Source organism: Gardnerella sp. KA00243 (assembly GCF_049244105.1).
Taxonomy (GTDB): domain Bacteria; phylum Actinomycetota; class Actinomycetes; order Actinomycetales; family Bifidobacteriaceae; genus Bifidobacterium; species Bifidobacterium leopoldii.
The window spans coordinates 653,816-666,191 of sequence record NZ_CP058375.1 but is presented as its reverse complement, the minus strand read 5'-3'; the positions used below and the strand labels follow the sequence as shown (position 1 = coordinate 666,191).

Genomic DNA, 12,376 nt, shown 5'->3' with positions numbered 1-12,376 from the left:
ATACTTAATAAAATATTTATTAATAAATTAAATTATTCCCAAGCTCACTATTTTACTGAAGTATTAGCACAATGAGTGATGCTGTGTTTGATTTGCAATAAGATGAGTATAATACTTACGCCAAGTAGTATGTGACCGATTCCTGCCAGACCAGTTATGGCAAAATCTATAGATGGACTGAGATGTAGAAGTAGTACTTGTGCAATGCCACGAGTAACCATCATTAGTGCTGTGAGGTTGAGTCCAATATGATAAGTTACTAAGATTCGTGTAGTTTTTTCGTTACTAAAACTGAAGTTTTTCTCAACTAGTATAAGTAACAGAAAAACAACCATGCCAAGCATAAAGTAGTGTGTGTGAACTACAGCAAGCATACTTTTTGCATGGAAAGCATTAAATTTTGTAAATTCGCGATAAAAGACGCCGCCAATCATAGCGATGACAGCATACAACAAAGACGTATTAATGTAACGTTTCATAACATGGTTCATAGTAACTTCCTTACGTAGAGTGATAGTCAAATATTCACTAGTAATGTTGCTGGTGTTGCAAGTGTTTGTAAGCGCTATTGCATAGCATGAGTGTTTTTGTAACGCGGATATACAGTTTTAGCAAATTGATAACCAAAAAGTAATCCTGCTAAGGCTAATGCGGAGCCTAATCCCGTATAAAACACGGCAATAAAGCGTTCTGGAGCGATATTTGTTGCACGAAGAACAATTCCAAAAGTCATCATAAAAGCCATGATTATAAAAGATTTAACGTCAAAGAATTTAAGGAAAAACTGCTTTTCTTCCACATAGCCGTTAATTCTTTGAGTATGTTTTTTAACGAGTTTTCCAAAAATAAGGAATTGGAATATTGCAAAAACTAATAACGATAAAGCGTAATTTAGTGGCTGCAAATAATTTGGGTATGCCAATAAGCCAATCTTAAGAATATTAAAACCAGCAGCTCCCCAAACTAAGCAAGCAATAAGAAGTAACGTATTTTTTTGTACTTTCAATTCACAACCTCTTTAATATTTATAGTTTTATTGAATTTTACCTAATTTTCTAATCTTTATTTGCTCAAAAAGTTTATTTACTATTGTAATGATTTATTTTGCGAAATAATCATAAAATCTTAATCTTGTGCGCATATTAGGAAAACTTACGTTAAAACCACATATTTTCTTAATAAAATATCAACAAAACTTGTAAAAAGTGTTGCGTAATGACGATATTAGACGCTATAGTCCTAGGGTATGAACGACAACGATCAACAGTATGCAACAGCTGACAACAAAGCTACTATTGCTGAGCCAGCTTTTCGTTACAACGCGCAGCTCGCACAAGATATTGAGCAGCGCTGGCAAAAAACCTGGGATGAACAAGGCACGTTCTGGGCTGCTAATGTTAAAGGCGATTTGAAGGATGGCGAAGGCAAGCTTGCTGACGGTCGTCCTTCTTTCTTTGCAATGGACATGTTCCCGTATCCTTCCGGCAAAGGCTTACACGTTGGACATCCTCTTGGATATTTGGCAACGGATGTTGTAAGCCGTTACCATCGCATGAAGGGTGAGAATGTTCTTCATGCAATGGGTTACGACGCTTTTGGTTTGCCAGCAGAACAGTATGCTGTTCAAACTGGTCAGCATCCGCGCATCACCACTGAGGCAAATATTGCTAATATGCGCAGGCAGTTGCATCGTATGGGCTTGAGTTTTGACGATCGTAGGTCTTTTGCAACGATTGACACAAATTATGTGCGTTGGACGCAATGGATTTTCTCGAAGCTTTATGACGCTTGGTATGACACTAATTTTGTGCGCAAAGACGGCGGAAAGGGTTCTGCTCGTCCGATTGCTGAACTCGTTGATGAGTTTAAGAGCGGCAAGCGCGAAATTCCTGGTTTTGTAAGCAAAAAGTGGGAAGAGCTTAATAAAGTAGAGCAAGCGGATGTATTAAACAATTTCCGCATTGCTTATATTTCTAAATCTCCTGTAAATTGGTGCCCAGGCTTGGGAACTGTGCTTGCAAACGAGGAAGTTACTGCAGAAGGTAAGTCTGAACGCGGAAACTTCCCAGTATTCCAGCGCAACCTTCGCCAGTGGTCCATGCGAATTACCGCTTATGGACACCGCTTGGTGGAAGATTTGAACACTATTGATTGGCCAGAAAAAGTTAAGCTTATGCAGCGAAACTGGATCGGCGAATCTCACGGTGCATCTGTGCACTTTGAGGTGCCATGTGCAGACGGCGAAGCGCGCGATTTGGAAGTGTACACTACTCGTCCAGACACGCTTTTTGGTACAACGTTTGCGGTTGTTTCCGTAGATCACCCAATTCTTGAGCATGTTCCAGAAGCTTGGGGTGCGGACGTTCCAGAAAGCTGGAAGGGCGGTTACGCAAGTCTTAAAGAAGGCTTGGCAGAGTATCAAGCTCAAGCTCGCGCGAAGACTGCTAAAGATCGCACGGAAGATGCAGGAGCAAAAACCGGCTTGTTTACTGGTCTTTACGCAATTAATCCTGTAACTGGAGCAAAACTTCCGCTGTTTGCTGCTGACTACGTGCTTATGGGTTACGGTACAGGCGCAATTATGGCGGTTCCTGGCGGCGACCAGCGCGATTATGATTTCGCAAAAGCATTCGGTTTGCCAGTAATTTACACTGTTGAGCCTTTGCCTGATTCCGAAGAAAAGTTGGCAGATTACGAAGGTAAAGCTCCGTTTGTTTCTCACAACGGAATTGTTATTAATTCAGCAGTAGAACATACGCACAAGCTTGGTGACGCTTTGTCTATTAACGGTTTGCGCGTAGACGAAGCTATTAAAAAGGTGACTACTTGGCTTGAAGCTGCAGGCGTAGGAAAAGGTAGGGTTTCTTACCGACTTCGCGACTGGCTGTTCTCTCGCCAGCGCTACTGGGGTGAGCCATTCCCAATCGTTTATGACGAAGATGGTGTTGCTCACTTAGTGCCAGATAGCGAGCTTCCAATTGCATTGCCGGACGTTCCTGATTATCAGCCAAAAACTTACGCTCCAGACGATGCAAATTCGGAGCCTGAAGCACCTTTGAGCCGAAACGAAGATTGGGTAAAAGTTCAGCTCGACCTTGGCGATGGCGTAAAAACCTACTATCGTGACACCAACACTATGCCGAACTGGGCTGGTTCTTGCTGGTATTACATGCGCTACTTGGATCCAAACGATGCTGAGCATATGGTTGACAGCGATGAATACGACTACTGGATGGGCACAAACCGTCCAGGCAAAGAGCATGTTTCTGGCGGCGTTGACCTTTATGTTGGTGGTGTAGAGCACGCAGTTTTGCACTTGCTTTACTCGCGCTTCTGGCATAAGGCGCTTTACGACTTGGGTTACGTGGATTCTGCTGAACCATTCCACCGCTTGTTTAACCAGGGTATGATTCAGGCTTACGCTTATACGGATGAGCGCGGACAGTACGTTCCTGCTGACGAGGTTGAAGAAGGTGCTTCAAACAGCGCTGGTGAGCCAACCTTTACATGGCATGGCGAGAGCGTGAACCGCGAGTTCGGCAAAATGGGCAAGAGCTTAAAGAATATTGTGACTCCAGACTACATGTACGAGAACTACGGTGCAGATACGTTCCGCTTGTACGAAATGAGCATGGGTCCGCTTTCTGAATCTCGCCCGTGGAATACGCGTAACGTTGTTGGTGGCATGCGATTCTTGCAGCGCTTGTGGCGTAACGTTGTGAACGAAGAAACCGGAGCTTGCGTGGTAACCGACGACGCACTCGACGAGAAGACGTTGAAGGTTCTTAACAACACAATTGCAGAAGTGACTGTGGAAATGGAAGCAATGCGTCCAAATACTGCAATTGCTAAGCTGATTGTGCTTAACAACCACTTGACTTCGCTTCCTCACGTGCCGCGAGCAGCTGTCGAGCCGCTGGTTCTTATGCTGGCTCCAATTGCGCCGCATATTTGCGAAGAAATGTGGAGCAAGCTTGGACACGCAAAGTCGATTGCTCACGCAGATTGGCCTGTTGCGGATTCTCGCTACGTTGGTGAGGATACTGTTACTGCCGTTGTGCAAATAAAGGGCAAGGTTCGAGCAAAGCTTGAAGTTGACCCAAATATTGACGCTTCTGAGCTTGAAAAGCTTGCGCTAGAAGCTGTAGCTGATCGCTTGGGCGGTAAGGCTCCGCGCAAGGTGATTGTGAAGGCTCCTAAGATTGTGTCTATTGTGCCTGACGAGAGCTGAGTCGAAGCTAAAATCTGCTTAATTAATGCTGTATTGCGCGATTTTTCGTGCTTTACAGCATTTTTTGCTTTTAACCACAGGCGCATATTTTTGTTGCGAAGTGTTATAAGTTGCCCAATAGTTAAGTTAAGAACTTTAAGAGTTGGGGGATTTATGGAAGACTTTGAGCAGAATTTTGGGCAGAATCATGAGCATAATTTTAGGCTTAATAAGCCTGCGTCTGATTTGCCTAGGAGACGAATTGCAACGTCTTTAGAAGAATTTTCTAACAGCAATTTTGATAAAAATTTTAGTGACGACTATTGCGAAAAAGCTTGTAATTCTTTTGATGAAGAAATTATAAGTAGAAAAACTCATCCTAGATTTCACATGAAGCCTGTACATACGCTTGCTTTAATGCTGATACTAGTTGCGGCTCTTTGTGCAAGCTTGACAATGCTTATTTCTCAATCCTTAACATATCAACGAGTTCAGAACGAAAAAGCAGGCGCGTTTGCAATAGAAAACGACGATACTAGTCGCGAAAAGCATTCTTTTAGCGATTTAAAAGGTAACAATAAAAATGATGATGAAGAAAAAAGTGTAAGTAATGAACTCGACGAAAACAGCGGAGGTGACGGAAGTAAAGGCAACAGAGGAAGTAAAGGTGATAGTAACGACAAAAGCGACGTGAGCAACAAAAGCGACAGAAGTAATAAAAGTGACAGAAGTAATAAAAGTGACAGAAGTAATAAAAGTGACAGAAGCGACAAAAATACTGCTTCTAATCAAAGTAGCACTGGCAGAATCAATATAAACACGGCAACGCTTGATCAACTAGAAACCTTAAAAGGAATCGGTCCCAAAACTGCTGCGCGCATTATCGCTCAGCGTAAAAGAGTTGGTTATTTTCGCAGTTTAGAAGATTTGATGCAAATTAAAGGAATTGGGTCTAAAACCTTAAATAAATTCCGTGGGAATGTTGACGTCAAATAGGTGAATTATGCGAGAAAACGTAGAAAAAGTAGAAAACGTTTCTAGAAGTCGTGACTTTCGTATGATTCCTGTTGCTGCAGCGTGCTGGGCTGGGTGCTTAATTGGAAAATTCTTATGCGATTTTACTATAATTTATTGCATTTCAATAGTTTTATTCAATGCAACTATAGTTTCGATTTTTATATTTTGCAAAAAATTTAAGTTTTTTATATGGCGTAGAACAGTTTTAGTGATAATAAACGCTTTTGTAGCTGCGTTCATGCTTTCGTACATAACTCAATATGTGATATCTGGTGACGTTATTATGCGAGAAATATGCGGCAATAATCCTACTAAAGCACTGTATTCTCGAGGAAATAATGCCGGGCGCGCACATTTTGCAGAATTTACAGTAGTTACTCCTGTGCGCTCGTCTAGAAGTTTTAAAGGAGATTGCCAAGCTAATGTTCAAGTGCATAAGTTTGATGCGCAAAAAAGTTACGTTCAAGCGCGACTGTATGCGTATTCGCCAATATGCAAGCAACTTAGCTACGGTTCTAGCCTAAGCGTTCCTGTTAGCGTGAAAGCTTCGAGATTTGATAGTAGTAAGCCTGAATTGCATGTAGAAAAAACTCAACGAAATTTGCATGTTGTACAAGACTCAGACTTTTGGCACAAAGCCGTTAGTAATTTGTGGAAATCGTTTTATGACGTAACAAATAAGCTCGATATGCAAGGCAGAATGTTGGTTCCTGGAGTAACTGTTGGCATGCTTGGGCAAGAATATGTGCCAGTAGAGGATGCAAGTTCACTTGAGCCTGTCGACGAAACTTATGCGAATATGACACGTCAACATTTTCAACATGCTGGAATCATGCACGTTATGGCAGTTTCAGGCGGACACTTTTTGCTACTTAGTATGATTATTCGCAAGTTTTGCGCACGATTACTGTTGGCTCGTTGGGCTACATCTTTAATACAAATTACGTTGCAAATTGCTTTGGCTGCGATAGTTTACCCTTCTGCATCTGTGCTTCGAGCGTTAATTATGGGAATAATATCCGCTGTTGCGTGGTGTTGCAAACGTCCATACCAGTCAGTTAGTGCTTTAAGTTGGACTGTTATTGGAGTGCTACTAGTAAATCCTTCATACGCTTGGGATTATGCTTTTGCTCTTTCTTCTGCAGCAACTTTAGGAATTGTGGTTATGGGAGTGCCGATTTCTAAAACGTTTGCAAAATATATGCCATCTTGTGTTGCTTCTGCGCTAGCTATAACGCTTTCTGCACAATTTTGGACTATGCCAGTGCAAATTCTTATGCAACCGGAAGTGTCTTTTATGTCTGTGCCAGCTAATCTAATAGTCGCTCCTCTTATGGATTGGGCAACAGTGTGCGGCTTAATTTCACTAGTTTGTGCGAGCTTTAACGGTGGATTATCGCTTATTTTTGCGAGAGCTTCATCAATTGGAACAAGCTTTATGCAAAAGTGCGCGTGTTGGTGCGATGAAGTATCTTTTGGCGTGTTTCCATGGATAAAAGGTGCTGCAGGAGCGTGGGCAATGTTGTGTGCAGAATTTGTGATATTGGCTTTGTTTATGCTAGCTTTGCGCGCTTTTCGCAATAAGTATTATGCTCAAAGAGCTAGCATAATTGGTCAACTGTGGTCTGCTTCGGCAAAGCGAACATTACGAGAAGCAGAGAAAATTTTCGAAGAGTAGCAAACACGCACGCATATTCGAATGCAATATTATGATGGTTAAGAGTTGGTTGGTTTAAGGAGCATTATGGCAGCAAATAATAAGCGCGCGCAACGCGTTATGCCAGTTACGCTGGTAGTTGGAGGTGACGCTTACTTAAACGAGCTAAATGCTCGAAATGTGCGTGAAAAAGTTCAAAAAAGTGCTCCGGATGCTGAAATTATTGAACTTGATGCGTCAACTGCGGATCAGTACGCATTTGACGAAGCTGTAGGTCCTTCGCTTTTCGGTGACGGAACGATTGTAATAATAAATAATTTGCAACAAGCAGACGAGTCTTTAGTGGACGCAATCGAAAATTTCTGCAAACAAGCGCAAAATAGTGAAAATAGCGAAAATAATTTTGTAGACTCTTCTGCAACTTGGGTTATTGCACGTCACGAAGGTGGGCTTAAAGGAAAGTCTATTATTGCGCGCCTTACGAAAGCTGGCGCAAACACAATTACAGTGCCGGATCTTAAAAAAGACGATGCCAAGCTCAACTTCGTTATGAGCATATTTGAGCGTCACAATCGAAGCGTTGAGCCTCAAGCAGCACAACGTCTTGTGTCAGTTTTGGGAAGTAAAACAGGGGAGCTTGCAGCATTATGCTCGCAATTATGCTTCGACTATGACGATAATCCAATAACGCTTGATATTGTCGACCGATACTTGATTGCAGATCCGCAAGTTACCGGCTTTTTTGTTGCGGATAAAGCTGTTGCAGGTCATGCAGGTTCTGCTGTGCTTGCAGCAAGAACTGCAATTGCTCAAGGAGTTGACGCCATAGCATTAATAGGTGCTTTGGCTGCAAAAGTACGTGTAATTGCGCTCGCAATGGCAATTCGCAACGGCACGATTTCTAGTGCTGAAGCGAAAGTAAACCCGTGGGCTCTTAAAATGGCAATGCGTCAGCTTGCTGGATGGAATAGTGCAGGTGTTTCTAAATGTTTGCAATCTTTAGCTTGGGCGGATGAGCAGTGCAAAGGCGGATCTAGTGATGCGAATTATGCGCTTGAAAAATGTATTATGCTCATTGCGTCTCGAGGAAATTAGAAAGCGTAAATTAAGAATCGTAAATAAGAAACGTAAATTAAGAACTGCAAATTAGAAAGATTGTGTTAAGTATGAAAGAAGAAACGGTGTCAGAACAGCAAAAAGTGTGTACTGTGCCTACGGATACTGATATGCGCGAGCTTGGTAAAGCTGTGGCAAAACTAGTTAAAGAAGGCGACGTTTTGCTGCTTTCTGGTCCTCTTGGAGCTGGTAAAACAACGTTCGCTCAAGGTTTTGGTGCAGGGCTTTCAATTAGTGAGCCGATTGTGTCTCCAACTTTTACGATTGCGCGCGAATTGCATGGCACTTTTGCGGATGGTAAGCCGGCGACGCTAATTCACGTTGATGCTTATCGTTTGGGTGGCGAAGATTTTGCTCCGGGGCAAGATACTGTTTCGCGTTTGCTTGACGAGCTTGAATCTTTGGGGCTTGACGAAGCTTTGGAAGAGCCAGGAGACGGCACTGTTGTGCTTATGGAGTGGGGTGAGCAAATGGCAGGAGTGCTTGCTGCTGAGCGCTTAGAAGTTCATATTGCAAGACCTATTGACTCTTCGCAAGTAGACGATTTTACTAGCGATGGCGAGCGAATCTTAACTTTGAAAGCTGTTGGCAAGGATTGGCTTAATCGACTTGCAAAATTGTAATTAGAAATACGCGAGTAAATATCGCAACAAATAAATCAAGTTGTGCTAAGCGAGTAAGCTAGTCTGGTACGTGATTTCGAGGAATGAACATGAGTAATACGCTGATTATTGACACATCATTTGGTTCTACTGTTGGAATTGTGGGCCATGAGCCGATTGTTGAAACCGACTCTCGCACTCACGTGGAGCGTTTACAAGTAAATATTGCAAAAGTTGTGGAGGACGCTGGGCTTAAGCCTTCCGATATTAAACGCGTGGTTGTGGGAGTAGGTCCTGCTCCTTTTACAGGACTTCGCGCAGGATTAGTTGCAGCAAAAGCGATTGCATTTGCAAATAATGCTGAAATTTTGGGGTGTGATAGTCTTCTTCCTCAAAGTTTGATGATGCGTTCCGGCGCGTTCGAAGAAGCTCGCAAAAATGGCGTTATTTGCAAGGATTTGCTACTAAATATTCCGAATTCTGTGGATTCTTGCGACTCTAATATTCGTCACTACGTGCTTTCACTAAATGATGCGCGTCGTCGCCAAGTGTACATGTCCTTATACGACAACGAAGGAAATGCGCTAATAGATATGGATATTGACTATCCGCAAAATGTTGTTGCTCGTGTGAATGAGTATTTAGCAAGCGAAACTAACGAAAATTATTGCGTGGATGTGCTCGGACACGGTGCTAAAAAATACGTTGAAGATTGGCGAAATATTGCCAATATTGGCGTTATTGCTGAAGTTTGCGCGCTTGACTTGGGTGTGCAAGGCTTGCAAATTTTCGAGCAGTGCGCTGAGAATTGCGTCGATAAAGATGAGCGCGTAAAAGCTGTTGAACCGCTTTATTTGCGCCGTCCGGACGTGTCTGTGCCAAATCCGCTTAAGCATGTGCTTGGCTCTGGCGAAGCGAATAAGGCAAAAGAAAAATAGAAGCGTTTTAACGATTTGAGTAATTATGATTGTTGATATAACGCGTTCTAAATTTCCAGCAGTAGTCGAGAATTGCAATATAGTTCCAAAGTGCGATTTTACTTGCAATGAGTTAGCGCAAAAAATAGCTCCTATTGAAGCCGACTTGTTTGGCAAAGGCTCATGGAATGAGAGCATGATTTCGCAAGAATTGCAAGCTCCTATGCGCGCGTATTACGCTCAAATCGACGAAAATACGCATACGTTATGCGGGTATGCCGGCTACTGGTTTGACGGCGATGACGCGCAAATAATGACAATTGGCATTGCAAAACAATATCAAAGAAAAGGCCTAGCGTCGGAACTTTTATCAACTATGATCAAAACCGCAGAAAAAATTGGTGCTAAGCGCATGTTGCTAGAAGTGCGAGTTGACAATGTTCCTGCGCTCGCGTTGTATGAACGTTTTGGTTTTAAGAAAATGGGTTTGCGGAAACGTTACTATCAGCCGGAAGGCGTGGATGCGTACACAATGTGCGCTGATCTAACCGCAAAAAATAACGGAACTGAGGAATAACGAGGAATAAAGAGGAATAAAATGAGCGAAGCAATCGTATTGGGGATTGAATCAACTTGTGACGAAACTGCCGCAGCTATTGTGCGCGGACGCACTCTGGTGTCGAATGTGGTGGCATCTTCAATGCAGGAGCATGCGCGCTACGGTGGCGTAATTCCAGAAATTGCTTCTCGTGCGCACGCTGAAGCTTTCGTGCCGGTTGTTTCTAAAGCATTGGCAGACGCAAACATGGATTTAAGCGATGTTGACGCGATTGCAGTAAGCGCAGGTCCTGGTCTTGCTGGCTGCTTAGCTGTGGGAGTTTCGGGAGCTAAAGCACTAGCTTGGGCTGCAAATAAGCCGATTTATGGTATTAATCACGTAATTGGGCATATTGCAGTAACACAATTGCAATTCGGCGACGTGCCGGAAGATGTGCTGGCTTTAATTGTTTCCGGCGGTCACACTTCGCTTCTTCACGTGAACGATATTGCTAGAAGTATTGACGTTGTTGGCACAACTTTGGACGATGCTGCAGGCGAGTGCTTTGACAAAGTTGCGCGTTTGCTTGGATTCCCATACCCGGGTGGCCCTCATATTGATAGGCATGGAAGGCTTGGCAATCCGGATACTTTGAAAGTGCCGCAAGGTTTGACGCAAGGTCGTTCCGGCAAAGAGCATCCGTACGATTTCAGCTTCTCGGGCGTAAAAACTGCTGTTGCGCGCTGGGTTGAAGCGCGTGAGGCTCAAGGGCTTGAAATTCCAGTTGACGACGTGTGTGCTTCTTTGGCTAATTCTGTGGCGGAAGTGCTTTCACACAAAGCTATGATGGGCTGCGAGCAGTACGGTTCTAAAACGTTGATGATTGGCGGCGGATTCTCTGCTAACTCGCAGCTTCGTGAGCATTTGCTGGCTTGCGGCGAGGAGCATGGAATTGAAGTGCGTTTGCCAGAGCTCAAGCTTTGCACAGATAACGGTGCGATGGTTGCAATGCTAGGCGTGAATTTGGTAGAAGCAGGAGTTCGTCCTTCTGCTCCTGATTTTGCAATCGATTCTGCAATGCCTCTTACCACTGTGAGCTTATAATAGTAGAAATAATAAAAGTCGTTTTAAAGTTGCGAGGTGTTTAGTGCGTTCAGGTAGTTCGCGTAGCGGAGTGTTACGAGTAGGTGAGAAGATTCAGTTCACTGATCGTAAAGGTAAGCGAATTACTGCACAACTTATTGCAGGCGGATTTACACAAACTGAGCATGGTCTTATTTGTCACGACGATGTGATTGGTCAAAGCGAAGGCGTTGTAATTACTACTGTTAGTGCAAAGCGCGAATCTCAGCAAAATAGCGAAAATCAAGAATCTAAAGACTTTTCAAAATCTGGCAATAAGCCTTGGAAAGCAGCTCGCGCTATTGGCGGATGGGATTATGTAGTTATGCGACCGCGCATGGTTGACTACGTGCTTTCTATGCCTAGGGGTGCGCAAATTATGTATCCAAAAGATATTGCGCAAGTAATCGCTTTAGGAGATATTCGCTCCGGAATGCGCGTTTTGGAGTCGGGTGCCGGTTCTGGTGCTATGAGCTTAAGCCTTTTGGACGCAGTTGGGGAGTGTGGAAAGCTTACTACGATTGAGCTTCGCCCGGATTTTGCGCGCATTGCCGAGTCTAACGCAACTTTGTACTACGGAAAGCGCCCAGAATGGTGGAATTTGCTTACTGGCGATTTTGATTCTGTTGCAAAAACCTTAGATGCGCACAGCGTGGATCGCATTATGCTAGACATGCTTGACCCTTGGAATCGCCTCGAGCAAGCTCATCGAGTTATTGTGCCTGGAGGCGTGCTTGTTGCGTACGTTACGACTACTACGCAAATGTCTCGCATGGCTGAAGCTTTGCGAGAAAGTGGCATGTGGACTGAGCCGGAGATTCAGGAAACATTGGAACGCACTTGGAAAGCTCAAGGTTTGGCGGTTCGTCCGGATCACGCGATGATTGGCCACACTGGATTTTTGATTGTTTCGCGCGCAATGGCTGAAGGTTTTAGCGCTTTGAAAAAGCGTGAGCACGGTACTAAAGATACTGTGAGCGATATTGACGATATGACAGCAGAAGAGCGCGCGGAGCAGTTGGAAGACTTGTCTTTGCGCGATATTTCGGATCGTAAATTGCGTAAAGTTTTACGTGATTTAGACGTGCAGCTTGCGCAATTGCCGGAAGATTCGCAGTCGCAAGATTTGCAGTCGCAAGATTTGCAAGATTCGCAGTCTGCACAACAATCAGCGCTTAATCAAGCTAAGTAGGAGAG

The 12,376-nt window shown here is 43.7% G+C and carries 11 protein-coding genes; 9 read left to right on the top strand and 2 right to left on the bottom strand.

The features are described from left to right. Nucleotides 1-47: 47 nt before the first annotated feature. On the bottom strand, nt 48-491 hold the full coding sequence (locus HXT50_RS02610) for a DUF2871 domain-containing protein (RefSeq protein WP_421776990.1): 444 nt from the start codon (nt 489-491) through the stop codon (nt 48-50). A gap of 74 nt (nt 492-565) precedes the next feature. Further along, nucleotides 566-1,006 carry a hypothetical protein gene (locus HXT50_RS02605; protein WP_004119000.1) on the bottom strand — a complete coding sequence of 147 codons (441 nt, stop codon included), beginning with the start codon at nt 1,004-1,006 and terminating at the stop codon, nt 566-568. A gap of 240 nt (nt 1,007-1,246) precedes the next feature. Between HXT50_RS02605 and leuS the strand changes: the two genes are divergently transcribed. From leuS to HXT50_RS02560, 9 genes are all read left to right on the top strand, one after another. Then, nucleotides 1,247-4,231, top strand: a complete 2,985-nt coding sequence (leuS, locus tag HXT50_RS02600; RefSeq protein ID WP_421776989.1) for a leucine--tRNA ligase — start codon at nt 1,247-1,249, stop codon at nt 4,229-4,231. A 153-nt stretch (nt 4,232-4,384) separates the two neighbouring features. Beyond that, nucleotides 4,385-5,206, top strand: a complete 822-nt coding sequence (locus tag HXT50_RS02595) for a ComEA family DNA-binding protein (RefSeq protein WP_410309263.1) — start codon at nt 4,385-4,387, stop codon at nt 5,204-5,206. 7 nt (nt 5,207-5,213) lie between these two features. Beyond that, nucleotides 5,214-6,905, top strand: a complete 1,692-nt coding sequence (locus tag HXT50_RS02590; RefSeq protein ID WP_174182556.1) for a ComEC/Rec2 family competence protein — start codon at nt 5,214-5,216, stop codon at nt 6,903-6,905. Nucleotides 6,906-6,971: 66 nt separating this feature from the next. Then, nucleotides 6,972-7,979, top strand: a complete 1,008-nt coding sequence (gene holA, locus HXT50_RS02585; RefSeq protein ID WP_421776988.1) for a DNA polymerase III subunit delta — start codon at nt 6,972-6,974, stop codon at nt 7,977-7,979. 71 nt (nt 7,980-8,050) lie between these two features. Continuing rightward, complete coding sequence (gene tsaE, locus HXT50_RS02580; protein WP_004119012.1) at nt 8,051-8,623, top strand: tRNA (adenosine(37)-N6)-threonylcarbamoyltransferase complex ATPase subunit type 1 TsaE; 573 nt, start codon at nt 8,051-8,053, stop codon at nt 8,621-8,623. Between the two features lie 89 nt (nt 8,624-8,712). Continuing rightward, a complete protein-coding gene (gene tsaB / locus HXT50_RS02575; protein ID WP_112928704.1) occupies nt 8,713-9,540 on the top strand; it encodes a tRNA (adenosine(37)-N6)-threonylcarbamoyltransferase complex dimerization subunit type 1 TsaB in 828 nt (275 codons plus the stop codon). A gap of 25 nt (nt 9,541-9,565) precedes the next feature. Then, nucleotides 9,566-10,096 (top strand): ribosomal protein S18-alanine N-acetyltransferase, encoded by a 531-nt coding sequence (gene rimI / locus HXT50_RS02570; RefSeq protein WP_112928703.1) that lies wholly within the window; start codon nt 9,566-9,568, stop codon nt 10,094-10,096. Nucleotides 10,097-10,117: 21 nt separating this feature from the next. Continuing rightward, nucleotides 10,118-11,161: a tRNA (adenosine(37)-N6)-threonylcarbamoyltransferase complex transferase subunit TsaD gene (gene tsaD / locus HXT50_RS02565; RefSeq protein ID WP_112928701.1), complete on the top strand. Its 1,044-nt coding sequence runs from the start codon at nt 10,118-10,120 to the stop codon at nt 11,159-11,161. 43 nt (nt 11,162-11,204) lie between these two features. Beyond that, entirely contained in the window at nt 11,205-12,371 is a 1,167-nt protein-coding gene (locus HXT50_RS02560; protein WP_112928699.1) for a tRNA (adenine-N1)-methyltransferase, read from the top strand. Nucleotides 12,372-12,376: the final 5 nt, after the last annotated feature.

What these genes read in the sequence shown, in the direction of transcription:
- HXT50_RS02610 (WP_421776990.1), bottom strand. Translation starts at nt 491, where the DNA reads ATGAACCATGTTATGAAACGTTACATTAATACGTCTTTGTTGTATGCT.
- leuS (WP_421776989.1), top strand. Translation starts at nt 1,247, where the DNA reads ATGAACGACAACGATCAACAGTATGCAACAGCTGACAACAAAGCTACT.
- HXT50_RS02595 (WP_410309263.1), top strand. Translation starts at nt 4,385, where the DNA reads ATGGAAGACTTTGAGCAGAATTTTGGGCAGAATCATGAGCATAATTTT.
- HXT50_RS02590 (WP_174182556.1), top strand. Translation starts at nt 5,214, where the DNA reads ATGCGAGAAAACGTAGAAAAAGTAGAAAACGTTTCTAGAAGTCGTGAC.
- holA (WP_421776988.1), top strand. Translation starts at nt 6,972, where the DNA reads ATGGCAGCAAATAATAAGCGCGCGCAACGCGTTATGCCAGTTACGCTG.
- tsaE (WP_004119012.1), top strand. Translation starts at nt 8,051, where the DNA reads ATGAAAGAAGAAACGGTGTCAGAACAGCAAAAAGTGTGTACTGTGCCT.
- tsaB (WP_112928704.1), top strand. Translation starts at nt 8,713, where the DNA reads ATGAGTAATACGCTGATTATTGACACATCATTTGGTTCTACTGTTGGA.
- rimI (WP_112928703.1), top strand. Translation starts at nt 9,566, where the DNA reads ATGATTGTTGATATAACGCGTTCTAAATTTCCAGCAGTAGTCGAGAAT.
- tsaD (WP_112928701.1), top strand. Translation starts at nt 10,118, where the DNA reads ATGAGCGAAGCAATCGTATTGGGGATTGAATCAACTTGTGACGAAACT.